Source organism: Desulfovibrio sp. SGI.133, assembly GCF_050313955.1.
In the GTDB taxonomy this organism is placed as follows: Bacteria; Desulfobacterota; Desulfovibrionia; order Desulfovibrionales; family Desulfovibrionaceae; genus Desulfovibrio.
Map to the genome: position 1 here is coordinate 351,696 of NZ_JBNPMK010000003.1, position 24,297 is coordinate 375,992.

Genomic DNA, 24,297 nt, shown 5'->3' on the forward strand with positions numbered 1-24,297 from the left:
GGGCCCGCACTTGGGTGGCGGGCCCCAGGAGAAGGCTTGGTATGATCAGGGTACAGACCTACGATTCCGTCCCCCGGCGCATCCAGGCGGGCCCCATCGACCCCGGGGCGCCGCGTGGGGCCATCCAGGACGTACGCGGTACGGCGCAGGACAGCCTTTTGGCGGACGTGCTGGCGGCGGGGAAACAGCTCACCGGTATCGGCATCCAGGAATACGTCAAAGACGAGACCACGCGCGTCAGTCAGTCCTTGCTGGGGATGCAGCAGGAGCTCAATGCGGAGCGCGACCGCTACATGGCCGAAAACAAGGGACAGGACGCCATCGGGGCCGGGCAGCATTTCGAGCAGTTCGCCAAGAAGGCAGCCCAGAAATACTTGCAAGAGGGTAAATTCTCCGGCCGCTTTGCGGAAATGTTCATGAAACAGGCGTCCGGGACTGCCCTGCATTTCACCGAACAGGGACAGGCCTACGGCCGGCAGCAGAAAAGCGCCTGGGAAGAATCCGTGCTGCAGGGCGATATGGAAGAGTTCCGGAAGCTCGTGGCGCAGAACTACGACAACCCGGAACTGATCGAGTTCAGCCGGGAGGCCCTGCGACAGCGCATCGAAGGGATGCGGCCGGGCATGGACAACCGGGCGCTCTTTTCCCGCCTGGACAGCCAGACGGCGGGCAGCATCATCGAAGGCTACCTTGCCCACGATGACATCAGCGGTGCCCGCGGGGCGCTGGACAAATATCGTGACCTGCTGGGCGGGGAGGTGAATCGGGTCGAGGCATCCATCGCCTCCCATGCCAGGGCACTGGAGAGCCGGCGCAAAACGGACATCTCCCTCACGGCATCCGGCTTTGGGGATCAGATCGCTTATGGCATGGATACCGGTGATTTCTCCGCGGCCACCGCTACCGTCACCCGGTTGCGTGCTTTGGGAGCTGTCAGGGAAGCGGAAAAATTTTCCGCCAGCTTGCAGCTTTATCAAGCGGCGCAAGCTGCTCTTGGCGATAACGCTGAAGGCCCCCTGCTGGAGCAGGAAATGCGGGCCAGGGATGCTATGAATGCCCTGCTGACGCCGGACAATGCAAAAAACGCCATCGCCCTGCGGGACAATGTGGAAAAAACGCTCCGCAAGCGTCAGACGGCGTTTCTCAATGATCCTGCCGGCTATGTGGCGATGCTTCCCGCCATGCAGCAGGACGGGGCAGATCCGCAGCAGCCTGCCTCTTTTGCCGACCGTTCGCGCCGCCGTCTTGCCCTGCAGCTGGAGCTGGGGCAGGGCCTACCCTATACGCCACGCATCCTGACGGACAGCGAGGCCCAAAATGCCCGCAACGAGTATGACCGGCAGGAATCCCCCGCAGCGAAGGCCGCGTATCTCGGCAAGCTGCAGGCAGGAACCGGAGACTATTTTCCGCAGGTCTTGCGCGAGCTCAAGATGCCTCCGTCCGTCATGGCTGTGGCCCCTGTCTTCTCTTCCCTGCCGCAGCGGGAAGCCGGTCTGTTCCTGGAGGCCTCTGGTCTGAAACCTGGCGACATTCCCGGCGGCCATGACAGCGATCTGCGCAAAGAAGCCGAGGCCCGTGTGGACGCTTCGGACATCATGCAGGCCGTTACGGGCATGGCACAGGACCTGCCCACAAGTCCCCAGCTGCGTTCCCTGGCCACGCACATGCGCCAGGCCATGGTCAATGCCGACCTGCTGGGCCTTACACCCGACACGCTGGACGGCATGTTCACCGTGATCGACGACAGCGGCATGCGTCTGGTCATCCCCCGCTCCGCGCAGGTGGATACGGACGATCTGGAAGACGTGCTGCGGTCTGCCCGCAAGGACGTGTTCCGGGCATACATGCAGGCCAGCACGGCCGCAGCCGGCAGCTATGAGGACAGGCTCAACGCCGCAAAGGCACGGGCACTGGCGGAGAACGGTATCTTTATTTCCAGCGGGGACGGTACGGGAGCCGTCCTTGTGGACCCTGTGTCTGGTGCTCCGGTGGCCCTGCCTGACGGGAGGCTGGTGCGCGTCCCGTATGCGGAGGTTCCCGCCAGGGCCCGGAAGGCCAGGGACGCACGCATGAAGCAAGATCTGCAGGAAGCCGTGGACACGGCCATGGAGGGGTTCTGATGTTTGGATACGCCGAGCAGGAAAGGAAGCCCATGACGCCCGAACGGCTGTTCAGCCAGGATACGCCCCTGCCCGTCCCCGATGCCGGGGAGTACCTGGGAGCGCATGCGGCCCAGGGCTTCGACTTCACCACCACCGGGCGCGTGTGGGAAGAGACCACCATCCGGCAGGCCGAAAAAGCCGCCGGTGAATACAGTGAGGACTACCGGCAGCAGCAGCTCGTCATGGGGCTGACAGGGATTTCCACCCCTCTGGCGCCGCACCCTGCCGCCATGTCGGAAGCGGACTGGAAAGCGTCCTCCTGGTATCGCAAGGGCATGGCCTACCGCCCGGACATGACGCCCACACGGGCGCGCATCATGGCGGAGAACTACGACCGGCGCCGCTACCGTGACGCGCTCATCTCCCGGGGGGACGAGGTCTTCAATCCTGCCCTGCGGGCGCTCGGTCTGGGGGCCGTCATGCTGGGCAGTCTGCCCGATCCCGTGAACTTCATTCCCTTTGCCGGGGGCGTGAAAGCGGCAGGTGCCGGTCTGCGCGGCAGCATCATGGCTGGCCTCAAAACGGGCGCCATCGAGGGCGCGGCCGGTTCCCTGGCAGCTGATGCCCTGGTTCTGCCGGATCTGGCCGCACGCGGAGAGGATGTGGGCTTTGCCGACGCCATGCTGGACACGCTGTTCGGTGCCGCACTGGGTGGGCTGCTGGGTGGTATCGGCGGCGGTGCGGGCCACTGGTGGCAGACCAGGACGCGGCAGGGCGATGCTGTCCCGGAAGGACGCCATGCCGGTACTGATTTGTTGCGCGTGGGCCTGCCCGCAAAAGACAGGCTGACCATAGCCAAGGCCTTTGAAAAAGGGCTTGCCGATCTGTCCGCCGGGCATCCTGTGAATGTGGCACCCATTTTTCGGGAATCGGACGCACTGGCTCGGGCGTATGATCTGGTACGGGCCGATCCGTTGGGCGGCCCGCCGGACGAGGTGCTGGCTACGCTCCGCCCGGAAGACATCGAGGCCGTCCTGGTCCATCGAGGCCCGGCACTGGAGCGTGACGGGCGGATCGTGGTGCAGGGCCGGGCCTTGCAGCGGGTCACGGGCTCAAAAAGCGGCTTCGGTATGGTGAAGATCATCTTCGGCCACGGGGAAGGAGGCAACAAAACGCCGGACATGCCGCCGGTCACGAGGGAAGAGGTCATTTCCCTGCCGCGGCTGGTACGGGATTTCGAAGGGTTTGTTGAGGGCGGCCATCGTGTATGGCGCATCCCGCGTGAAGACGGCAATGTGCTGCGCATCGTTACACGACACGGGGAAGACAGGCCGGGAGAACGGCTGGTCAGCATGTATGTGGGGCCGTTGAAGGAAGGGGAGGGCGTGTCACGAAAAAAGCCCCCTGCTGCGTCCTCCGTCCCAGGTTCCTCCCGAAACGAAGATACCGGCCGGGGGATTGATGTTTCACACCCGGCGGGCAAGCAAGGGGCCAGTCACATGACTGCTTCCAGTATGCCCGAAGGCCGCCCCGTGGTCAATTATGCCGTGGAGCAGCAGGATGCCTACGCACCGGCCCCGCCGCTGCGGGAAGGGATGTCCGCTGACGGGCCGGAGGGACTTTCCCCCCTGCCGGAGGAAATGCGGGTCATGGAGCTGGAACAGGCGCAGGCCCTGACGGAACGCGATCAGCTGGAGCTGGCACAGGCCAGGGAGGCAGAACTCCAGGCCGCGAGGCTGGACGAGCTGGGGCAAAGCATCGTGGAATGCGTATGGAGGGCGGAATAATGGCTATCTCACGGACCGACTGTATCCGCGCCCTGCAAGAGGCAGGGGCCCCTGCCGTGGAGGCCGCGGGCATCATCGACCGCATGATGCGGGAAAAGAGGGACTTGCAGGCCGCAGGGAAGAACAGTCCGCAGGAGCTTTCCCGTGCCTGGAGCAAGCTGCAGGCCGACAACAAACGGCTTGCCGCCATGAAGCGCCGGCAGGCCGCGCTCAATATCGTACGCCGCAACGAGGCAAGGGCTTTCCTGGCTTCGGTGCGGGCCCAGGGCTTCACCTCCTTGGACGGACTGCAAGCCATGCTGGTGGGCAGCAGCAAGCGTTTTGACGGGGCGCGGGCCTCCATCTCCTTTCAGCGCAAGGGGATCTTCGCTTCCTGGACCGTGCCCATGATCCGCGAGCTTGAGGCCGTGGGCGACGGTACGGCCCTGACCCTGCTGCGGGAGGACAAGGCCTTCCATGACGACGTATTCCGCGAGATGCGCAGCCCGCACAGCACCGGCAACGACGATGCCCGCGCCGTGGCGGACATCTTTGCCCGCTACGGGGAACAGGCCATCGACCGCCAGAACGCCAACGGCTCCGACATCCGCAAGCGCAAGGGCTGGACGCCGCAGATCCATGACGAGCACAAGATGCTCCAGGCAGGCAAGGAGGCCTGGGTTGACTTCATTCTTGCCCGGCTGGACAGGTCGCGCACCTTCGGCGCCGATGCCTTCCCTGACGAAGAGGCCCGGAAGATCCTCCGGGAGACATATTCCGAGCTGGTCACGGGGGAGGACCGCACCCGGCGCCTCCATCCTGAAGACAGTGCCGCCACGGCCCCGGACAGCAGGGAGCGGGGCAGCCGCGTCACCATCATGAGCAAGGCCCGGGTGCTGCATTTCCGGGACGCCGATGCCGCCATCGAATACCATGACACGTTCGGCCGGGGGAATCTGTTCGACGCCATGATCCACCAGCTGGATGCCGCGGCCCGGCGCGTCTCCCTTGCCGAGCGTCTGGGCCCTAACCCGCGCGCCATGGTCATGTCCCTGGTGGAGGATGAACGCACCGCCATCAGGGGGAACCTGTCCCTTTCCGAAGAAGAGAAAAACAGGCAGATCAGACAGCTGGACAGCGCCTTCGGCCACAATCGTTTTTTGCCGGGCAAGGGGAACAACTGGCTTGCGGAACTGACCGGGGAGACGAACCGGGCGGCAAGCCCCACGCTGGCACGGGCTGGATACCTGCTGCGCAGCGTCCAGACGCTTTCCAAGCTGGGGAGCGCGGCCCTGGCTTCGGTCTCCGATGTGGGCACCAAGGCGGCCAGCATGCGCGTCAACGGCCTGACCTGGGGCGAGGCCATCCAGGAAAGCGTTTTGCAATATGTCCGGCGCTACAGTGCACGGCAAAAGGAGATCGCCGGGCAGACAGGCGCCTTCCTCGATTATCTTTCCGGGGAGCTCGCCGCCCGCTGGGATGCGGATGCCTCCCTGCCGGGCCTGCTGGCCGACCTGAACAATGCCATGTTCAAATACAGCGGCCTGAACTGGATCACGGAAAAAGGGCGCAGCGCCATGACGCTGTGGCTCTCCCGCCATATCGGCGCCGCAGCTGGCAAGGCTTTCGACCAGCTGGACGAGGCGCGGCGGGCCATGCTCCGTTACCACGGGGTGGACGCCCCCCGCTGGGAAGTGCTGCGCCACATGATCCAGCGCGACGAGGGCGGCACGGCCTACTTTGCCCCCGTGACGGCACGCGATCTGCCGGAAAGCCTGCTGGAACCGCTCCTGCCGGAGACTCTGCAGCAGGCGACCTTTGCCCGCCGGGTACAGGAATCCCGCACCATACGCCGCCGCATCAAAGCCGACAACCGCCGCCGCATGGGGGAAGACCCCGAAGCGGCGCGGACACCCCTTCCCGCGGCTCCGGACAAGGCCGCCTGGATGGAAGCGCGCCGGCAGGCCCAGGACAACCTGCGCGACCGTCTGGAAACGGATTCCCTTGCCATGCTGGCCGATGAAGTGGCCTTCGGGGTCATCGAAGCCGATGATGCCACCCGTGCCGTCACCAGGCAGGGGACACGACCGGGGACGCCCGCCGGGGAAATGTGGCGCCTTGTCATGCAGTTCAAGAGCTTCCCCATCGCCTATATGCAACGCATCCTCGGCGGGCGGCGCTGGATACGCGGCGAGCGTCAGCAGGGGCTGACCTACGGCTGGACGGCCCGATCCGTCGGGCAGGGGCTGGGACGGGACATCCCGGGCGTGGTCTGCTTCGCCATCATCTCCCTTGCCCTGGGCTATGCCTCGCAGACGCTCAACGATTTCGTGCGGGGCAAGACCCCGCGCGATCCCCGCAAAGGGGAGACCTGGGCAGCTGCCGCGGCCCGATCCGGCGGTCTGGGCATCTACGGGGATTTCCTGTTCGGCAAGCTCAACCGCTACGGCAACACGGCCGTGGAGACGCTAGCCGGCCCTGTAGCCACAAGCATGCTGAATGCCGCTTTTGCCATTCCGGGCCATGCACTGCGCGGAGACTGGGAGGCAGCGGGCAAGGACGCGGCGGCCATTGCTCTGAACAATGCGCCTTTCGTTAACTTCTGGATGACGCGTGGCGTGCTGGAGTGGGCCTTCCTCTACCATGTGCGGGAATCCCTTTCCCCGGGGGTGCTGCGCCGCATGGAGCGCCAGGCCCAAAAGGAATACGGACAACGCTATTTTGTTTCTCCCACGCAAGACAGGCTGCGGCCCTGGTAAACCAACACCTGCCGGGAATGAAGACCTTTCTGGTGGCGGCGATACGGAAGACGGGGACGCCAACGCAAGACCTGGATGCAAGGGCAAAAGGGGTACAGGGGGCATCGGCTCCATGGCATGAAAATAAAGTGTTGGTATTTTTGTTGGTATCCCAATTTTTACAAAAATATAACACTTAGAATTTATTGTATAAAATGTGTGATTTTTGTTGACGCACGACCATTGCATGTAAGCCCCTGATGCGAGAGCGTCAGGGGCTTTTTGCGTCTGTGGGGCCGCTGTGTCCTGCGGATAACGAAACGGGCCGTCCCGAAAGGGGCGGCCCGTTGGTGTTTCGGAGCCAGACGGCCGGTACGGAGGCCGGTAAAAAACAAGGGCCCGGGAGGACACGGAGAACATCCTTTCCGGACCCTTGGGAGCTGTCGTCTGCAGCCGACAGTCTCCGGGATATTGTCTGCCTGATCAGTGCTGGGGGGCACCTTCCCCGCTCAGGGGCCGGGAGGGGGCATGTTCCTCCGTCGGGGACGTGTCCTCCGTTTTCTTGCCCAGGGCCAGCAGGGCCACACCGCCGAAAAGCAGGCCCATACCGGCCAGCTCCTGTCCGCCGACAGGCTCATGCAGCAAAAAGATGCCCCAGCAGGCGGCGCCCAGCGGCTCCACCAGGGCCAGCGTGGCGGCCATGGCCGTGGGGGTGCGGCGCAGCCCGGCCAGGGTAAGGCTGAAGGCCAGGGCGGCGGTCACGACGCCCAGATACAGGGCCATCCCCATCCCCTGGGGGTGCAGCAGCCAGAGCGGCGGCGTGCAGAAATGGACGGGCAGCAGCAGGAGCCCGCTGCCCGCGCAGAGCAGGAGCATGATGTGCTCCGGCGCGTGGACCCGGCCCAGAGGCTTGCTGAAGACGAAGTAGGCGCCGTAGCAGGCCCCCGCCAGCAGGGGCAGGAGCAGGGCGGCCGTGCTGGTCTCCTGGCTGCCGCCCAGATTGAGCAGCACGAGCCCGGCCAGGGCCAGGCCCGTGGCCGGGTACCAGATGCGGGCAGGGCGTTCGCCCAGGACGATACGGGCCAGGATGGCGGCCATGACGGGAGAGAAGCCGATGGCCGTCACCGTGCCCACGGCGACGCCCGCCTGCTGGACGCCCCAGAAGAAAAAGACCTGGAAGCCCAACAGTCCCAGCGTGGCGGGAATGAGCCAGCGCAGCTGCCAGTGCCGCAGCCCCGCGGGCAGGGAATGCCGGCAGGCGCACCAGGCCCAGAGGGCCAGGGCTCCGATCTGCATGCGCAGGGCCCCGATGCCCAGAGGATGGCTGCCATCCGGGGCCAGGGCCTGTACGGTGCCGGTGGTGCTGAAGCACAGGGCGCCGAGGATGATGCACAAAGGGCCGCCAGCCAGCAGAGAAGAGCCGCAGGAGATCCGCCCGGGGCTCGCTGTGATGCTCATGGTACGTCAACTCCATCTGTAAGGACGTTCGCCAGTCCGCATGAGCAGGCCGGTGATGTGGGTCACAAGGCTGTGCCGTCGGGCACAAGCTTGCCTGTGGTCAGCAATTTCCATGCCGCATCAGGGGTATTTTGACGATCGCCAATTATATTGGCTGCGTAAGGTTGTTTTTCCTTTGTCTGCGGCCGGGAGCCCCTGGCTCAGGGCATTCATGGCCGGTGACTGATGCCGCTGTCGAGGGGCTGCCTGTAGGGATGGGCTGTATAAGACAGATAAATCAGGGTGCTGGAGGAGATGGCTGACTGAAGGGGGGGTAGGCGGGTACGGTTAGCCAAATAATCACAAGCAGGTCTTTTTTTACATAATGTAATATAAATTTTAATATAAAAATTAAAATTTTTTTATTTTACTTATTATTTTTTAAATTAAAATAATGGTTATTATTTCTTTTTTCGTGAGAAAACGGGATATTGCCCGACATAGGGAAGTTTTTCACATATGGCACGCTTATTGCTGTGCAGGGAGGGACTATAGTTTTCGCCCGGGAGTTTGCCAAAAGGTGCAACGACCAGGCTTCATGTGCATGTATGGCAGCCATAACAAGCAATCCGCAGCGGTATCAAATTCATAACGGAGAAAATGGTATGTCGGAACAGGTCAAGTTGGAAAAGTCCCTCTCGCCATTGCAGGTGTGCGCACTGGCTTTGGGCTCCATTGTCGGTTGGGGTTGCTTTGTGCTGCCCGGTGATATGTTCCTGCCCCAGGCCGGTCCTGTGGGTACCCTGCTTGGTTTCTTTGTGGGTGCCTGCCTGATCAGCTTCGTTGCTGTATGCCTCAGCTACATGGTCAAATACGCCCCTGTTGCTGGCGGTGCTTTTGCTTATGCGTATATCGGTTTTGGCCCCCGCGCCGCTTTTGTTTGCGGCTGGGCGCTGGTGATCGGCTATCTTGCCATTGTTGCTATCGACATCGCAGCCCTTTCGGTCATTTTCCGCTTCCTCTTCCCCGGTGTGTTTGAGTTCGGAGAGCTCTATTCCATCGCCGGATGGACCGTGTATTCCGGTGAAGTCATATTGATGACGGCCGGTACCCTCTTCTTCGGTTACATCAACTACCGCGGTATCGGCTTTGCCGGCGCCCTGCAGCTGATCCTGGCCTTCATGCTGACCTTCGGCATCCTGGCCCTGTTCGGCGGCGTGCTGACCCTGGATACCGCCAGCGTGGCCAACCTGAGCCCCGCCTTCTCCGACAAGCGCAGCATGCTGGCCTGCGTGCTGCTGGTCTTCGCCATCTCTCCCTTCCTGTTCGTGGGCTTCGATACCGTGCCCCAGGCTGCTGAAGAATTCGCCTTCGATCCTTCCCGTGCCCGTAACATCATGGTCGTCGCCATCTTCTGCGGCGTGCTCCTGTACGCCATGGTGATGCTCTCCGTGGGCATGGCCGTGCCGTATCCCGAACTGCTGGCCAAGCTCGACGCCCAGCGCGCCACCGGCGGCGCCGCCTGGGGCACCGGTGAAGTGGCCACCATGGCCTTCGGCAAGTTCGGCTCCATCGTGCTGGCCGTGGCCGTGTTCGGCGCCGTGTGCACCGGTACCAACGGTTTCTTCATCGCCACCAGCCGCCTGCTGCTCAGCATGTCCCGCAGCGGCATCCTGCCCGCCTGGTTCGGTGAGATCCATCCCAAGTACCGCACCCCCTACAAGGCCATCCTGTTCACCATCATCGTCGTGCTGCTGACTCCCTTCGCCGGCCGCTCCGCCGTGGCCTGGACCGTGGACATGAGCTCCGTGGGTACCGGTATCGGCTACCTGTTCACCTGCCTGGCCGCCCGCCGCGTGATCATGGGCAGCGAAGGCGTGGACAAGAAGGGCCTCAAGCTGTTCTGCTGCGCCGTGGGTACCATCACCGCCGTCATGTGCATCCTGCTCCTGCTGGTGCCCGGTTCCCCCGCCCGCATCGGTACCGCCCCCTTCATCTGCCTGGCCGTGTGGGTCGTGCTGGGCTTCATCTTCTACTTCTCCAACAAGAAGCACTGGATCTCCCTGCCTGAAGAAAAGGTCCGTGAGAACGTGCTGGGCCGCAAGGACATAGCGGTCTTCTTCAAGAAGTAACCTCCGGCGGCTCCCCGCAAGGGGAGCCGGACACTGGCTGTCCGTTCGCCGGACCGCCTTTCATGGAAGCCGCCCTGCCCCCCGGGGCGGCTTTTTTATCGGGCTCCCGGCGCCCCTTGCCAAAACGGCATGGTGCCCCTATGCAGGAGCAGCAATCCAGATCATGCGGGACGCCGCGGCCCCGGGAAGACCGGCGGCGGGGCAGCGTCCACAGGAGGGAAGGTTATGCCCGAAGCTACGGACCTTTTTGTTTTCTTCGCCTGGATCCTGGGCGGTTTCGTCTCCGGCGTGAGCGGCATCGGCGGGGCCATGGTGGCCTTTCCCCTGCTGGCGCTGGTCATCCCCGTCCATCAGCTCATCGCGCTGACGTGCATCATCAACGTGGTCATGGACGGCTGCTTGGCCAGTATGCATTTTCGCCATTGCCGGCTTTCTTCCCTCTGGCCCATGCTGGCGGGCTCCGTGCCCGGGTCCTTTGCCGGGCTCTATATCCTGCAGATCTGTTCCGGCGCCGTCCTGCAGGGGGCCGTGGGCCTGCTGCTGCTCTACTATGTGTACTGGCAGATGACCTACCGCGCCGCACAGGGACCTGTGTCCCACCCGCAGATGCTGGGTGCCGCGGCGGGCTTCGGGGCCGGGTTGCTGGGCACGGCCATCTCCTTCGACGGCCCGCCCATCGGCGCCTATGGCCTGTGCATGGGCTGGGAGCCGCGCGTCTTTCTGGGCACGCTGGGCGTCTTTTTCGTGATCCGCGGTTCCTTCACCGTGATCCTGCAGGCCACGGCCGGCTTCTACACCCCGGAAGTCCTGGGCTATGCCCTGTACGGGGCGCCCGGTGTCATCCTGGGCACGCTGCTGGCCTTCCCCGTGGCCAAGCGCATCCCGCAGGAGACCTTCCGCAAGGTGCTGCTGGTCATCATCGGCGTGGCCGGGGCGGTCTGCCTAGTGCGCGCCTTCCTGTAGACCCCTTTCCAGGGCATGTATGCGGAACGGCCGACGGACGTATGTCCGCCGGCCGTTCTCGTCGTCTGCCGGTATCCTGAGGCAGGATCAGTCTTCGTTCTCGATGTGCAGCACCTTCATGCGGTAGTGCAGGCCCGCCGGGGTCAGCTCCATGATCCGGGCCGCCTTGGCCACGTTGCCGCCGGTCACGCGCAGTACGTTGCGGATGCAGCTGGATTCGTATTCGTGCAGGCAGGTCTTGATGGAGACGCTGTCGCCGCGCCGGATGCCGCGGTAGTCGAAGTAGTCCGGCGTGGTGGCCGCGGAGACCGGCATCTGGGGCTCCGCGCGCATCATGTTCGGCAGGGGCGGGCGCAGGTCGTCATCGGCGGGCTGGAGGTTGCAGGCCTCGCGGAAGTGGCGCGGCAGGTTGTGGACGGTGATGACGTCGCTGCCGTCCAGCAGGGCCAGGCTGCCTTCGATGACGTGGGCCAGTTCGCGGATGTTGCCGGGCCAGGGGTAACGGCGGAAGATGCCCATGACCTCGTCGTCCAGGGTGACGCCGGCGGTCTTCATGGCCAGTTCCGAGCGGTTGATGATGTGTCGGACCAGCAGGGGAATGTCGTTCTGGCGCTTGCGCAGGGGCGGCACGGCGATGCCCACCACGGCCAGACGGTAGAAAAGGTCGCGGCGCAGCAGGCCCTGATCCACGGCCCGCAGGGGATGCTCGTTGAGGATGCTGATGATGCGCACGTTGATGGGGATCTCCGTATGGGAGCCCAGACGGCGCACGCGCTTTTCCTGGATGACGCGCAGCAGCTTGGCTTGCAGGCCCAGGGGCATGGAGTTGAGCTCGTCGAAGAGCAGGGTGCCGCAGTTGGCCTTTTCGAACAGGCCGGGCTTGTCCGGGGCGTCGGTATAGGCGCCCTTGACCGTGCCGAACAGGATACCTTCCAGCAGGTTTTCCGGGATGGCGGCGCAGTTGACCGGGATGAAGGGATGCCCGGCGCGGCTGCTGGCCGAGTGGATGGCCTGGGCGAACAGTTCCTTGCCGGTGCCGCTCTCGCCCCAGATCATGACCGGCGAGGAGCTGGTGGCCGCGGAGCGTGCTTCATGGATGCATTCCTGCAGGGCTTCGTCCCGGCCCACGATGCTGGAGAAGGTGTAGTAACTGTAAGGCGTGTCCGCGTTGCAGGGCTTGAGGGGGCGGCGCGACTCCGAAACATGGGCGGTGTTGCCCGTCCAGATGGTGAAGGCGATGACGCCGTCCTTGCGTCCGTGGTCGAACAGGGGGAAGAAGTCCGTCACCGTGCTGGCCAGGAAGTTGGTGGAGGTGGCGTACCAGTAGGCTTTTTTGAGCAGGGGCTTGCCGGTCTGGAGGCATTCCATGGTGGGGATGACCTCCAGCTCGTGGGGGACGTAGAGGCTGGTGATGTGCTGTCCCTCCACGGGGATGCGGGTGAAACCGTCGGCACGGCGCTGGATGGGGTTCATGTATTCGCAGATGCCGTCGGCATCGACCACGGCCACACCGATGCACATATTATCCCAGATGGCCCGGACTTGCGGCGTCAGTACCGAGGCCCGGTTGACGTTGTAGAACTGGCGGCTGTTGAACATGCTTTTCCCCCTGGATAAGGGACTTTTATAAAGAGAAAGTTTTTTTGATTTTCATTAAAATTTCTTTATTTTTTCTTTCCGGTCAAGATGTTTATTTATTTCAATAAAAACAAATAGTTAAATATGAAAAACGGCAATTTGTCCATTTTGGCACAGCCTATGCTTTAAACTGGGTATCGGCACGGAGCGCGCCCGGCGCGTCCCTGCCCCGACATGCAAACAACATCGCCTTTCAGGAGATCGTCATGACCGTACATCAGTTCGAAGACAACGCCGCCAAGGGCGCCCAGGGTTACGCCATCAACTGGGATACCGCCGAAGCCCGCGTGAAAGACCTCAAGGCCTATCTCATGAACGCCCCTCAGGTTATGGACCCCGAGCGGCTGCAGTTCCTGAACGAGGTGTATGAGGAGTTCCAGGGCGAACCCGTTTTCTACATCCGCGCCAAGCTGCTGGAACGCGTGCTGACCAAGAAAAAGATCTTCCTGGACGGCAACCCCATCGTGGGCACCCTGACCGGTACCCGCGCCGGCGTGTACGCCTATCCTGAATGGAACGTGGCCTGGATCAAGGAAGAAATGCAGATGGCCAAGATGGCCTCTCTGGGTGAAATGAAGATCCCCCAGGAGACCACCGAGCTGCTGGAAAAGACCTACAAGAAGTGGAAGGGCCGCACCTGCATCGACCTGAACAACAAGATGTTCAAGGACAAGTACGGCTTCAACCCCGCTCCGTACTCCAAGGCCGGCGTGTACTATGACAACGTCAGCGTGGCCAGCGGCTCCGGTATCGCCGACTACCCCCTGGCCCTGAACAAGGGTCTGCGCTGGGTCATCGACGACATCAAGAAGCGCCTGCTGGAATGCCCCACCACCCTGGCCAACAAGGAAAAGCATGACCTGTACCGCGCCATGATCGTGGCCACGGAAGCCGTCATCGCCCACTCCCACCGTTACGCCGATCTGGCCGAGAAGACCGCCGAGACCGAGACCGATCCCAAGGCCAAGGCCGAACTGCTGGAAATCGCCGAGATCTGCCGCCGCGTGCCCGAATTCCCGGCCCGCAACTTCCGTGAAGCCATCCAGTCCTTCTGGTTCATCCACCTGGCCATCGAAGTGGAACAGATGGCCTGCGCCTGCTCCCCGGGCCGCTACGGCCAGTACATGTACCCCTTCTACAAGAAGGACATCGAAGAGGGCAATCTGACTCGCGAACAGGTGCTGACCCTGCTGAAGTTCCAGTGGATCAAGCATCTTGAGCTGGCCGAATACCAGGGCGGCTCCTACGCCATGACCCTGTCCGGCCACACCGGCCAGAGCATCACCATCGGCGGCGTGGACGCCAACGGCAACGACGCCAGCACCGAGCTGGAAGAACTGCTGCTGGAAACCCAGATCCAGATGAAGAACATCCAGCCCACGCTGACCCTGCTCTACCATCCCAAGCTGAAGGAATCCTACATGCAGAAGGTGGTGGAATGCATCCGCGGCGGTTCCGGCCAGCCCCAGATCCTGAACAACAACGTGGTCATCCAGCGCAACCTGGCCCGCTTCTCCCAGTACGAAGGCGGCATCACCCTGGAAGACGCCCGCAACTGCGGCAACTACGGCTGCGTGTCCACCGGCATCTGCGGCAAGGGCAGCTTCATCACCCAGGAAGACCAGCCCTGCCTGGCCAAGATCGTGGAACTGATGCTCTACAACGGCAAGGATCCGCTGACCAAGAAGCAGCTGGGCATCGAGACCGGTGATCCGACCCAGTTCCAGAGCTTCGACGAAGTGTACGACGCCTACAAGAAGCAGCTGCGCCACATCTTCGGCATCTCCCGCAAGCACTCCGACCTGAGCCAGATGGCCCGCCTGCAGGTGGTGCCCAGCATCTTCCGCTCGGTCATGTACGACGGCTGCATCGAAAAGGGCATGTGCGAAGAAGCCGGCGGCACCCGTTATCCCCAGGTCAACCCCATCATGACCGCCGGTATCGACGCCGCCAACTCCCTGCTGGCCATCAAGCACCTGGTGTTCGACACCAAGAAGATCACCATGGCCCAGCTGATGGAAGCCATCAAGGCCAACTTCGAAGGCTACGAAGACATCCGCAAGATGTGCTTCGAAGCTCCCAAGCACGGCAACGACTACCCCGAAGTGGAAGGCTTCGTGCAGCAGTACTACCGTGACGTGGACGAGATCCACCACTCCGTGGGTCCGGACTGCTTCGGCCACCGTACGCCTCTGGACGCCTACTCGCTGTCCTACCACAACTACTTCGGCTCCCTCATGGGCGCCCTGCCCACGGGCCGCAAGGCCGGTGTGGCCCTGACCGACGGCAGCGTGTCCGCCATGCCCGGCACCGACCATGAAGGCATCACCGCCCTCATCAAGTCCGGCGCCGAAGCCATCGACACCGTGCGCTACGGCGCCAACCACTTCAACGTCAAGTTCGTGCCCTCCGCCCTGGAAGGTCCCAACGGTGCCCGCACGCTGATCTCGCTCATCAAGACCTACTGCGACTTCGGCGGCTCTCACATCCAGTTCAACTGCGTGAGCTCCGACACCCTGCGTGACGCCCAGAAGAACCCGCAGGACTACACCGACCTGGTGGTCCGCGTGGCCGGCTTCAGCGCCTACTTCACCCGTCTGGACAAGGGCGTGCAGAACGAGATCGTCAAGCGTACCGAGTACGCTTCCTAACCAACAGCCAATCCTTATATAACCTCCGGCCTGGGGACCGCGTCCGCAAGGGCGCGGTCCCTCCGGTTGTAAGAACGGGGGAGGACGCCATGAGCCAGGGAATGATCTACAATATCCAGAGGATGTCCGTTCAGGACGGTCCCGGCCTGCGGACCACGGTCTTTCTGAAAGGCTGTCCTCTGCGCTGCCTGTGGTGCAGCAATCCCGAATCGCAGCAGTTCACGCCGCAGATGCTGCTGTTCGACAATTTGTGTGTGAGCTGCGGCGCCTGTGCGCAGGTCTGTCCCAACGGCGCCGTGGTGCCGCTGGAAAGCGGCAAGATGGGCCGCGATACGGAAAAGTGCACCCACTGCGGCGCCTGTACCGAAGTCTGTCCCAACAAGGCGCGCGTCATGTCCGGCCGTATCATGACCGTGGAAGAAGTCATGGAAGTGGTCCGCAAGGACTGGCTCTTCTACGAGAACTCCGGCGGCGGCGTGACCTTTGGCGGCGGCGAGCCCACGGCGGGCGGGCAGTTCTTCCTCGATCTGGTGCAGACCGCCCATGACGAGGGACTGCACGTCACGGTGGATACCTGCGGCTTCTGCCCCGAGGACAGGTTTGACAAAACCATCGGCCTGGCCGATCTTTTCCTGTTCGACTGCAAGCACATGGACCCGGAACAGCACAAAAAGCTCACCGGTCAGGACAATGCCCTCATCCTGCGCAACCTGGAGGCCGCGCTCTCTTCCTCCACCGAAGTGCGCGTGCGCATGCCCCTGATGCCGGGCCTCAACGATTCCGACGAGAATCTGGCGGCCATGGCGGCCTTTTTGGGGCGCTTCGGCCGCAAGCAGGTGGAGATCATGCCCTGCCATGCCTTCGGCAAGAGCAAGTACGCCGCTCTGGGCAAGCCTTACCCCGATGTGCAGCAATATACCCCTGAAGGTCTCAAGGCCGCGGAAGAGCGCTTTGCCCGCCACGGTCTTGTCCCTGTCATCGTATAACCCTTGATGGAGAAAACAATGTTCACTGTTACTGTTGACGAGAGCATGCTGGAAAAGCTCCGCGGCATGCTGGAAGACGAAGATGAAGGTACTTGTGTGCGCCTGCGCGAATACAAGGTCGGCGGTGGCTGACATGCCAAGATCGTGCTCGGTCTGGGCATGGACGAATTTGATGAGGACGAAGACGAGCAGATCGACATCGACGGCGTTCCTTTCGCCGCGGAGAAGGATTTTCTGGAAAAGTACGGGACGGCCTTCACGCTGAGCTACGGCGAGAACAAGGAAGTGGTCCTGACCGCCAACCAGGCCTAATCTCCCGGGGATGTCCCGGGCGAGTACGGCAAAGCCTCCTGCCCTGGCCATGCCATCGCGAAGGGCTGCCGTAAGCGCCGGATTCCCCGTCCGACGACGCCGTCCTGACGCTGGCGACTGCCGCCATCAGGGCGAATACGCAGGGAGCCTGTCCATTTTGGACAGGCTCCCTTTTTTTATGCCTTTTTTCCTTCTTCCTGTTGCCAAAAGGCCGCTACCTCCCTAAGCATGGACTGCGCGGTGGCCTGTTCCGCATACGTGCGGGACGGGCAGGGGAGAGGCCGCGGCCCGGAAGGCGCCCGCAGGCAAGACAAGCATTGCGGGGAGCGATGCCGCATGGTGCGGAAGGCTGCCGCACGGCTCGTGCCGCTCCTTGTGGAGTAGGAAGCCGTATGCGGCGCAGGGCCCGGCGGCACAGTCCGTTTTTCTGCGGATGGACGGAAAAGGCCGTACGGCGCATGCCTGACGGGACGGTCATGGCCGTATGGGGCGGCAAGCAACGCACTGCGCGCGATCGTCCCGCACCGTGGCTGTCCGCTGACAGAGCGGAACGGCCGGAAAGGTAGTTCGATTTTTCATGCACTGATGGGGGCGGCCCGTGGCCGCAGGAGGGGCGTATGCCCGGGATGACAGAAATCTGTGTGTTCCTCGCCTGGATCGCAGGCGGTTTCGTTTCCGGCGTCAGCGGCATCGGCGGCGCCATGGTGGCCTTTCCCTTCCTGGCCATGCTCCTGCCGGTGCACGAGGCCATCGCCCTGACCTGCATCGTCAACATGGTCATGGACATCTGTCTGGCCAGCCTGCATTTCCGCTTCTGCCGCGTCAGCGCCCTGTGGCCCATGCTGCTGGCCTCGGTGCCCGGGTCCTTTGCCGGGCTCTACATCCTCCAGATCTGTTCCGGCCCCGTGCTGCAAGGCGCCGTAGGCCTGCTCCTGCTCTATTACGTCTACTGGCAGAAGACCTTCCGCGCCCGCGGTACCATCGCCCATCCCCGGGCGCTGGGCGCCGTGGCCGGTTTCGGCTCCGGTCTGCTGGGCACGGCCATCGCCTTCGACGGCCCGCCCGTGGGGGCTTACGGCCTGTGCATGGGCTGGGAACCGCGCGTGCTGCTGGGCACGCTGGGCGTCTTCTTCGTGCTGCGCGCCACCGTGACCCTGGTGCTGCAGGGCATGGCCGGTTTCTATACGCCCACGGTGCTCACCTGCGCCATGTACGGCGCGCCCGGCGTCATCCTGGGCACCTGCATCGCCTTCCCCGTGGTCAAGCACATCTCCCAGCAGGCCTTCCGCAAGGTGCTGCTCTGCGTCATCGCCGTGGCGGGCCTGGTCTGCCTGGTGCGGGCGCTGGGGTAGGGCGCCTGCGCGGATACGGCAGGTTCCCTTCCTTTGGGGCCGCCGGATGGCGGCTGCTGCCCGGCATCACGGGCTGGTTGCCTGCGCGGCGATGCGGCAAGGGGCCGGGGCTTGCGCAGCCCCAGGCCCCCTGCACCCCCTGCCCCGCGTGGGGTCCCCGGTACTGTGGCGGCGCGCCGGGACGGACGGCACCGCGCCTTCGGCGCACGCCGTCAAACGGCGCGCTCAATAGGCGACGGGGGGCACGGTGGATATGACGGGTTTTGCTGTGACCGGAAAAGTTCTTTCCTGATGCGGCAGGATGCCGGAGACATGCCTGAAAATGAAAAGGCCGGTGCTTATGCACCGGCCTTTTGTGTTTGTGAGAAGTCCTTCCGGGAAATGCCGCTTGTGCGGCAATGGGAAGGTGCGGCGGAGGCTGGCAGCAAGGAGGGCTATCGCCTCAGCTGCACACTACTGGAGGAAGTCTTCCAGCGTCTTGCCTTGCAGGTTGTGCCGTCTGATATATTCCTCATAATCTCCACCAAAGGCCTGTGGAGAGAAGAAGAGGACATGTTCCGGGCGTACAGGAATATAACGATCCTCCAAAAGAGCATAGTGTGAGAAAAGATGTAATTCGTTAGCAAGCTTTATTTTTTTGTTATCTAAAATTGAAGTATAAAAAAGAATAGCGTATTCGATATTTTCTAAATAGATATTTAGAATAGATATATATTTTGAATAGTCGTATTTTTTATTTTTAAATGCATCATGTGTATAGATAAAATCTATTATTGCGTAGTAAGTACGCACCAGTTTTTTTAGTGATATTGGGAGATTTATAAATAGCGTTGCTATGAATGTTTGAATATCTTCATTTATATCATATTCTTTTTCTATTATAGTGTAAGGTGTCAATAGTCCTTGTGATGGTTTCAAAGACATCATTAAATGACTGTTTCTGGATTCTTCTAAAATAGTTTTAAAATTATCCAAAAGATGAAAAAATCCGTTTTCAAAGCGCTGAAGCTGGGCGGTGCGATTCTGGATCTCCAGTTCACGTTTCTGGCCTTCCAGTTCGATGCGCTGGGCGCGCAGTTCCTTGCGTTGTTCCTGCAATTCCGCGCGTTGCAAGAGCACGGTCACGATGACGCCCACGAACGCCAGTGCGGTAAAGTAACTGCCGAAAGCCGTGTAGGCTGTCTCACTACTCCCGGCAAAAATGATGCAGAGAATGAAAATGCCGGTGATTATACCCGTCAGCCACCAGAAAAGCCGCATGGGATGTTTTTCAAAACGCCGCCACTGCCGTTTGGTGATGATGCGAGACCTGCGGCACCAGCGGGATGTGCATGCATTATTCATGGCATATCCTTGTCGGGAATGAAATTTGCGGAGAGCTCCGCCTATTGCTAACAGCAAACGCCGGAATCCGAAAGGCCCGTATCCCTTCGCCTCACCCCGCATTGCGGCCCGCCGTCAAAGCGGCTATCCTGCGAAAAGATGCGAAGAGCATCCTTTCCGCACTCCAGCAGTGAGGCCGCGTCATGAATCCCGTCACCGACATCCTTGCCCGCGCCGTGGTCCCCGAGCATTCCGCGCCCTTCATGCAGGCCGTTTCCGGGGGCCGGGTGCTGATGGTGGATAACTTCGTCTTTTACGCCGCCGAAGACTGGCTCATGGCCATCGCCTACCCCTTGCGGGACGGCGGCGAGTACAGCCACCAGCGTTTCGAGGCCGCCTTGTCCGGGGCCCTGCGCGAGACCGGGGCCACGGCCTGCTTTGCCGTGGGGCCCGATCTGCCGCCGCGTCTGGCGGACAACGTGCTGGAGCGGGACGAATTCTACACCCTTCCGGCCGATGCGCCCGTGCCGCCGCGCCTGCGCTCGCCCGTGCGCAAGGCCCGGGAGCGTCTGCGCATCGACGAGACGCGGGAGTTCGGTCCGCAGCACCGCCGCCTGTGGGCCGAGTTCATGGGCCGGGCCGTGCTGCGGGCCAACGTGCGCGAGCTCTTTGCCCGCACGCCGCAGATGCTGGCCGCCGAAGGCGCCGACGTGCGCCTGCTCAACGCCTGGGACGGCGACCGCCTGGTGGCCTGTCTGGTGCTGGATTACAGCACGCCCGCCTTCATCAGCTATATTGTGGGCGCCCGTTCGCGCAGCCATCCCGTACCCCACGCCGGAGACGCGCTCTTTGCCGTCATGCTGGAAAAGGCCCGCGCGGCGGGCTGTGATTTCGTCCAGCTGGGCCTGGGCGTCAACGAGGGCATCACCCGCTTCAAGCGCAAGTGGGGCGGAGCGCCGCAGCTTTCCTACGTCATGGCCCAGTGGCAGGAGCGGCCGCGTGCCGACGTGCATAAAGTGGTGCTGGACGAGCTCATGCAGGCCCTGGTGGAGCGCAGCGACGAGGGCCTTTCCAAGCGCCAGATACTGGACAGGCTGCCCGACCAGCGCCCCTTTGCCATGCTCTGGGAGCTGGAGAAGCAGGGCCGCCGCTCCTGGATCTGCGGCACGGCGCATTTCTTCTGCTATTCCTTTGCCGACTCGTTCCGCCGCCTGTTCCGCAAGGTGGATACCGTCATCTTTGAAGGCCCGCTGGATGCCGAGAGTCTGGCGCAGGTGGAGGCCTGCGGCAAATCTCCCGATCCCGGGGCCGTGCCGCTGGACAGTCTGATGACAGAGGCCGAGATCCGGCGGCTGGAGCGCGTGGTCTGCGGCGTGCGCGGGCCGGTGGCGCGCTTCCTGAACATGGAGTGGGAGGACGCGCCGGACGTGCGGGAGCGCCTGCATACCACCCGGCACTGGTACGCCTTCTTCTCCCTCTGGACGGCCTTTCTGGAGCGGCAGGGCTGGCGCGATTCCGTGGATCTGGAGGCTTGGCATCTGGCCCGCGACATGGGCAAGACCGTGCTGGGCATGGAGACCATGGAAGAGCAGCTCCATTCCCTGGAAGTGGTGCCCGTGCCGCGCGTGCTGGATTTCTTCCGCCACTGCGGCCAGTGGCGCTCCTACATGAAACGCAATATCTACCACTACTTGCGTGGCGAGCTGGAACCCATGATGGGTACTAGCACGGAATTCCCCACGCGCACGCAGCAGGTCATCGACTTCCGTGACCAGCGCTTCCGCGAGCGCATGCGGCCCTTCATCGAAAAGGGCGGGGCCGCGGTCTTTGTGGGCGCGGCCCACATGCTGCGCCTGCGCCGCATGCTCACCGAGGACGGCTTTACCGTGCGGCAGGTACGGCCTACCTGGATCCACAGGATGCGCGCCCGCCTGCGTGGCGAGGACGATCTTTACCGCATCCCCGCTGACGGGGATCGCTGACAGCCGGGGGCGTCCCGCTGGTCCGTGTCCCGCTGGGGCAGGTCGTGGCCCGGGCGCTCCGCCACAAGGAGACCATCATGTTTTCACAGGGATTGCAGCATTTCACGGCCGAGGCCGTGGTCCCGGAACAGCTGCTGCACTATGTGACGGCCGTGGCCGGTTCCCGGCCGCTGGCCTGCGCCGGTTTTCCCGCCTATCTGCTGGAAGGGCATCTGGTGCTGGTGGCCTACGACGCGGCCATGCTGGAGACCTTTTCCGGAGGGCCGGATCTGGAAGCGGCCGTGGCCGGAGTGAAGGAGGCCACGGATGCCGCCGCCCGTCTGGAGGCCGTGAGCGTACGCCAGAGCGCCGAGGCCGCTACGGCGGAGGGCGTGCAGCTGCGTGTGGATGCCGCTGTGGATGCGGCCCTTGCCCTGCCGGAAGTGCGCCGGATCACCGTCCTGGCTCCGGTGCGCCCCACGCGTGCTCCGCAGGATGCCGGTACGGGTACGCCGGATGCTTACTGGGATCTTGATCTGCCCTTGCTGCGCGAGGACGGCTCCCTGCCGTGGCAGAAGCTGCGCAACATGGAGCGCCGCGCCCTGCGCGACGTGGAGGTGGTGCGCGAGGCCTGGCAGCCGGATCACGCCGCGCTGGTGCAGGACTTTTTGCGCCGCAAGCCCTTCGAGCCCGGCACGGTGCACATTTTCAGCCATCTGGAAAACTATGTGGGCTCCCATCCCGACGTGCAGCTCTGGGCCGCCCGTCATCGGGAGGACAACAGCCTCCAGGCCTTCGCCGTGGGCGATTACGCCTCCCTGACCACGGCCTTCTACATGTTCGCCTTCCGGCGGCAGGGGGCCGTGCCCGGCTGTGCCGACGCCCTGCTGGCCGGGCTGGTCAGCGAGGCCGAGGCTCGCGGCCATATGCGTTTCTGCCTGGGGCTGGGCATCGACCCCGGCATCCGCTTCTTCAAGCGCAAGTGGCATGCCCGTCCGGCGCTGCCTTGTCTGGAGACCGGCTGGAGCACCCGAGCCACCACCTCGGGCGGCGGCTGGTTCGCCCGTCTGCGCCGCCTGCTGGGCGGAGAGGAGGCCGCATGAGCACGCTCGACCCTCTGAGCCCCAAGGCCCTGCCCGGGCCGGGACTGCGCCAGTGGCTGCGCGAGGCCTTCACCGGGCGGCCCACGCCCCTGCTCTGCATGCAGGTGGAGGTCTCGTCCGTTTGCGCCTGCCGCTGCACCTACTGTCCGCACACCACCAAAAAAGACGTTTGGCAGTCGCGTCTCATGAGCGCCGAGACCTTCGCCGCCCTCTGGCCGCTCATGCGCCAGTGCGGCCGCGTCCATCTGCAGGGCTGGGGCGAACCATTCCTGCATCCCCGCTTCATGGATTTCGTCAGCGTGGCCCGGCGGGCGGGTTGTGCCGTGTCCACCACCACCTGCGGCCAGCACATGGACGAGTCCCTGGCCGCCGCCATCGTGGACAGCGGCATGGACGTTGTGGCCTTTTCCCTGGCCGGTACCGACGAGGCCAGCAACGCCAGCCGCCAGGGCATCCCCTTCAGCCGGGTCTGCGAGGCCATCCGCTGCCTGCAGGACGTGCGCCGCAAAAAGCAGGGCGTCCATCTGGAAGTGCATCTGGCCTACCTGCTCCTGCCTTCGCAGCTGGAAGCCGTAAAGCGCCTGCCCGAGCTCATGGAAGAGCTGGACGTGCACTGTGCGGTGGTCAGCACCATGGATTATATCGCTTCGCCGGAGCTGGCCGTGGAGGCCTACAGCCCCGAAGAGGCGGACAAGGTGGCCGCAGCGGCCGCCGTGCTGGCGCCTGTGGCGGCCCAAGTGCACCAGAGCGGCCGGGAGCTGTGGTACGCCCTGCCTGATCCCGAGGCCGTGGGGCGCGTGCGCAACGGCTGCCGGGAAAATGTGGACCGCACCATCTATGTGGACACGCAGGGCAATCTTTCGCCCTGTGTGTACGTCAACCTGCCCACCAGCGAGGAAGACCCCAAGCGGCGCATCTTCGCCCGCGCCGAATACGGCCGCCCCGCTGAGGAGCTGGCCGAGCTGTGGCGTACCAAGGGCTTCAGGGATTTCCGTGCCGCTCTGGCCGGGCCCTGGCCCGACCTGCCCTGCGCGGGCTGCTCCAAGCGCTTCGAGAAGATCTGGTAGGGCTGGTGGAAGTTTTGGGATGAGGGGGGAAGGGAAACCTTTTTGGAAAAAGGCTCCCCCCTCAAACTCCCCCCATCCTTTCCAAAAACTTTTATCAGGGAGGATGGCAGGGCGGGGAAACTTGAAGGACTGCCGTTGCTGATGGTCCCCGCCGTTATTCGCCGGGGAGAGGTTTGCGTCACGGAAGACTGATGAGATGCCGGGAACAGGAGGATTTCCTGTTCCCGGTATTTTTTTGTTGCGGGCTTCAGACTGTTGCGCGCCACGGCGTGACACGGAAAATCTTCAACTTTGTGATGGCGTTGATTCCTGGCGGTAGCTGGGGCCGTATCCACAAGTTTTTGGTGGAAAACGGATTCCCCTGATGCCGGATGGACGATGGCTTGTGCATCACGCGACCTGTGCCCCATTCATTTGGAACAGCGATACGTCAGCGGCCGTCCAGTCAGGGCCGGGGACCGGCCATACCGGTCAGAGCAAAAGTTTTTTCGGGGTGGGGGAGAGCACGAGAGGGGGATGGGCAGTTTTTACCAAAAAACGCCCCTCCCCCTCTCGCCATTGCTGTTGCCTGGAGGGCGAAAAAAAGGGCCAAGTCAGTAAATTTTGCTCCTTTGCCTTGCTCCATTTAAGTGATTGCGCTCGCAACCATTTGTAACAGCATGAAATAGTGGAAAATAAAGTTGACAGGGACGTCTGATTTTATCTAAACAAAAAACGAAATTCATTTTCTATAATACCATGGTGATAGGGAGCAGTGGGGCGGCTC

The 24,297-nt window shown here is 62.9% G+C and carries 15 protein-coding genes; 12 read left to right on the top strand and 3 right to left on the bottom strand.

The window, feature by feature from the left end; genetic code table 11:
- Positions 1–41 precede the first annotated feature (41 nt).
- From ACQRBR_RS06675 to ACQRBR_RS06685, 3 genes are read left to right on the top strand one after another with little or no spacing between them, the layout of a single operon-like run.
- A complete protein-coding gene (locus ACQRBR_RS06675) occupies positions 42–2,120 on the top strand; it encodes a hypothetical protein (RefSeq protein ID WP_304027476.1) in 2,079 nt (692 codons plus the stop codon).
- A complete protein-coding gene (locus tag ACQRBR_RS06680; protein WP_427812616.1) occupies positions 2,120–3,889 on the top strand; it encodes a hypothetical protein in 1,770 nt (589 codons plus the stop codon). Before ACQRBR_RS06675 ends, ACQRBR_RS06680 begins: the two co-directional genes overlap by 1 nt.
- Positions 3,889–6,627 carry a hypothetical protein gene (locus tag ACQRBR_RS06685; RefSeq protein WP_427812617.1) on the top strand — a complete coding sequence of 913 codons (2,739 nt, stop codon included), beginning with the start codon at positions 3,889–3,891 and terminating at the stop codon, positions 6,625–6,627. The genes ACQRBR_RS06680 and ACQRBR_RS06685 overlap by 1 nt, the downstream gene beginning before the upstream one ends.
- 462 nt (positions 6,628–7,089) lie before the next feature.
- Here ACQRBR_RS06685 and ACQRBR_RS06690 read toward each other — a convergent pair whose 3' ends face one another.
- Positions 7,090–8,064: a DMT family transporter gene (locus tag ACQRBR_RS06690; protein ID WP_427812618.1), complete on the bottom strand. Its 975-nt coding sequence runs from the start codon at positions 8,062–8,064 to the stop codon at positions 7,090–7,092.
- A gap of 644 nt (positions 8,065–8,708) precedes the next feature.
- Here ACQRBR_RS06690 and ACQRBR_RS06695 point away from each other — a divergent pair.
- Together ACQRBR_RS06695 and ACQRBR_RS06700 are read left to right on the top strand one after the other, a co-directional pair.
- Complete coding sequence (locus tag ACQRBR_RS06695) at positions 8,709–10,175, top strand: APC family permease (protein ID WP_278338330.1); 1,467 nt, start codon at positions 8,709–8,711, stop codon at positions 10,173–10,175.
- A 225-nt stretch (positions 10,176–10,400) separates the two neighbouring features.
- Complete coding sequence (locus tag ACQRBR_RS06700; RefSeq protein ID WP_303867220.1) at positions 10,401–11,138, top strand: sulfite exporter TauE/SafE family protein; 738 nt, start codon at positions 10,401–10,403, stop codon at positions 11,136–11,138.
- Between the two features lie 87 nt (positions 11,139–11,225).
- On the opposite strand, the gene ACQRBR_RS06705 is transcribed toward ACQRBR_RS06700, so the two are convergent.
- Positions 11,226–12,737, bottom strand: a complete 1,512-nt coding sequence (locus tag ACQRBR_RS06705; RefSeq protein WP_427812619.1) for a sigma-54 interaction domain-containing protein — start codon at positions 12,735–12,737, stop codon at positions 11,226–11,228.
- Positions 12,738–12,982: 245 nt separating this feature from the next.
- Here ACQRBR_RS06705 and ACQRBR_RS06710 point away from each other — a divergent pair, with 245 nt between their 5' ends.
- The 4 genes from ACQRBR_RS06710 to ACQRBR_RS06725 all read left to right on the top strand — a co-directional run bounded on the left by ACQRBR_RS06710 (position 12,983) and on the right by ACQRBR_RS06725 (position 18,077).
- Positions 12,983–15,427 (top strand): glycyl radical protein, encoded by a 2,445-nt coding sequence (locus ACQRBR_RS06710; protein WP_278338327.1) that lies wholly within the window; start codon positions 12,983–12,985, stop codon positions 15,425–15,427.
- A gap of 89 nt (positions 15,428–15,516) precedes the next feature.
- Positions 15,517–16,413, top strand: coding sequence for a glycyl-radical enzyme activating protein (locus ACQRBR_RS06715; RefSeq protein WP_289616563.1), 897 nt, complete (start codon positions 15,517–15,519; stop codon positions 16,411–16,413).
- 18 nt (positions 16,414–16,431) lie between these two features.
- Entirely contained in the window at positions 16,432–16,725 is a 294-nt protein-coding gene (locus ACQRBR_RS06720) for an ErpA-related iron-sulfur cluster insertion protein (protein ID WP_204675142.1), read from the top strand.
- 626 nt (positions 16,726–17,351) lie between these two features.
- The gene (locus ACQRBR_RS06725; protein ID WP_337619642.1) at positions 17,352–18,077 is read left to right on the top strand and encodes a sulfite exporter TauE/SafE family protein; all 726 of its coding nucleotides are present in this window, start codon (positions 17,352–17,354) and stop codon (positions 18,075–18,077) included.
- Positions 18,078–18,530: 453 nt separating this feature from the next.
- Here the strand turns inward: ACQRBR_RS06725 and ACQRBR_RS06730 are convergent, their stop codons facing one another.
- Positions 18,531–19,421 (bottom strand): hypothetical protein, encoded by an 891-nt coding sequence (locus ACQRBR_RS06730; RefSeq protein WP_427812620.1) that lies wholly within the window; start codon positions 19,419–19,421, stop codon positions 18,531–18,533.
- Between the two features lie 182 nt (positions 19,422–19,603).
- On the opposite strand from ACQRBR_RS06730, the gene ACQRBR_RS06735 reads away from it, so the two are divergent.
- From ACQRBR_RS06735 to ACQRBR_RS06745, 3 genes are all read left to right on the top strand, one after another.
- Complete coding sequence (locus ACQRBR_RS06735; RefSeq protein WP_427812621.1) at positions 19,604–21,382, top strand: GNAT family N-acetyltransferase; 1,779 nt, start codon at positions 19,604–19,606, stop codon at positions 21,380–21,382.
- A gap of 77 nt (positions 21,383–21,459) precedes the next feature.
- Positions 21,460–22,464 (top strand): hypothetical protein, encoded by a 1,005-nt coding sequence (locus tag ACQRBR_RS06740; protein WP_427812622.1) that lies wholly within the window; start codon positions 21,460–21,462, stop codon positions 22,462–22,464.
- Positions 22,461–23,531, top strand: coding sequence for a radical SAM/SPASM domain-containing protein (locus ACQRBR_RS06745; protein ID WP_427812623.1), 1,071 nt, complete (start codon positions 22,461–22,463; stop codon positions 23,529–23,531). Before ACQRBR_RS06740 ends, ACQRBR_RS06745 begins: the two co-directional genes overlap by 4 nt.
- The last annotated feature ends 766 nt before the right edge of the window (positions 23,532–24,297 follow it).